The organism is Gelidibacter sp. (genome assembly GCF_035577925.1).
Lineage (GTDB): Bacteria > Bacteroidota > Bacteroidia > Flavobacteriales > Flavobacteriaceae > Gelidibacter.
Window position 1 is genome coordinate 1 of sequence record NZ_DATJCY010000295.1, and the last position, 2003, is coordinate 2003.

A 2003-nucleotide genomic window follows, 5' to 3' on the forward strand; every position below is an offset into this window, starting at 1 on the left:
GTGTTTTTTATACTCCGAGAAGGTTGGTCAATATTTTCAAGGTTCAGCACTTTTGCCGTATATGCTGTTATTAAAGACGATTGCAAAATAGCAGTTCGCGCATATTCTGTGGAATCCATACGTTGAAGTTCATCGTCATTCATCGCATCAAAACCGTAAGCCGTACTAAAAAAACGTCCTTCTTTTAATCGCAAACCCAAGGTTTTTCCCATGTCTATATCACCCATAATATACCAGACTTTTATTTTTTTATCAGGATTTCCAGGAAGTTCTACATCACGGGTCATATAACCTTTGCTACCTGGTGTCCATCCGGTAAGACTCACGCTTTCTACGCCAGGTTGACGAAGCATTTCATTTTTCAGTGCCTCTCCTTTTCCGTTTAAGTTGATCCATTGCGTATAAAGCAAATGGTTTTTATTAAATCCTAAATCTGTATTATTTAAAAAAGAAACCTGTTGCTGTACAACAATAAGAGCGACCAATACAATTGTTGAAATAGCAAATTGAAAAACCACCAAACCTTTTCTGATGGTATTTTGGCCAGATGAACCACCGGAAAACATATTTCCTTTGATCGCCATAACTGGTTTAAAATCGGCCAATAAAAGTGCTGGATACAACCCAATTATAAGACTGAGAATAAGGATACAGACCAAAGTTTTTCCTGCAAGCACATAAGATGAAAATAATCTGATGGTCAATGCATGTTCCAAATAGTTTTCCACACCAGGAATAACTGCTTGATAGATTACTATTGAAAAAATTGCCGAAATTCCAAAGAAAAGAGCCGTTTCAACCAAAAACTGCATGGTCAACTGGCTTTTACCTGCACCCAGTATTTTCCTTACTCCTGTTTCCTTCATACGGTAAATGGCACGTGCCGTAGTAAGATTGATAAAGTTAACACAAGCTATCAGCAGTAAAAAAATGGCGACACCCATCAAAATAAATATGTTTTTATAATCGCCTTTTACATCAAGAGTTCCAGCAAATTCAGAATGCAGATAAATATCTTTTATGGGCTGAAATTCAAACTGATATGGATCCTTGACTTCAACAAAATTAGCATACCAATCATTTACTTTTGTGGTGAATTGCTCCATATCCGTTCCCGGTTTCATCAAGATATAATTCTGAGAAAACGTGCCCCATTGTTTTTTATTAACTTCTTCATTACGAGGTTTGTTCAACACAATCATTTCTGACCGCAATACGGAGTTGGAAGGCATATCCTCAATGAGTGCCGTGATTAAATACTCGATAGCTTTATCGTTATAAATAGGAATGCTATATATTTTTTCTCCTACGGGATTTTTATTGGGAAAATATTTTTTAGCAAAACTTTTGGTAATCATCATATTGGAAATTCCATCCACATAATGATTGGGAGAGCCATCAATTATCTTAAAATCGAGCATTTGCAAAGCAGTCGTATCTGCATAAAGTGCGACTGCTTTAATACCCATTTCGTCCTGTTGGGTAATCCTAAATTGTTGATCACTACGGATAGACAGTTCTGCCACGGTTTGCACTTCGGGAAAATCATTTTTCAGTACATTTCCCACCCCCGTAAAAGAAGATGCAAAACGATCGTACAGACCATCACCCATTTTATTCACAGAAATGATGCGGTATAAATCGTTGCTTTTACTCCATTGCTTATCGTAAGACAAATCGTCTAAAACAACCGTTGCTACAATCATACAGGCAGATAAACCAATAGTTAAACCCAAAATATTGATGAAGGAATACATCTTGTTTTTGGTCATGGTACGCCATGCGGTTTTAAAATAATTTCTAAACATAATTCTACCTTTTTAATTCTTTATTCATCCTTTAAACTATCCACCGGATTTGCAATCGCAGCTTTTATCGCACGATAGCTTACCGTTAAAAGTGCTATGACAATGGTTGCAATTCCTGTAAGCAGAAACATCCACCATTTAATTTCGATACGGTAGGCAAAATCTTCCAGCCATTTGTTCATACCCCACCACGCC

At 36.8% G+C, this 2003-nt stretch carries 1 protein-coding gene; it reads right to left on the minus strand.

The annotated features are described in order from the left end of the window. A partial coding sequence (locus VNJ50_RS11590; RefSeq protein WP_325582037.1) for an ABC transporter permease occupies window positions 1-1808 on the minus strand: 1808 nt, incomplete at its 3' end. Window positions 1809-2003 lie beyond the last annotated feature (195 nt).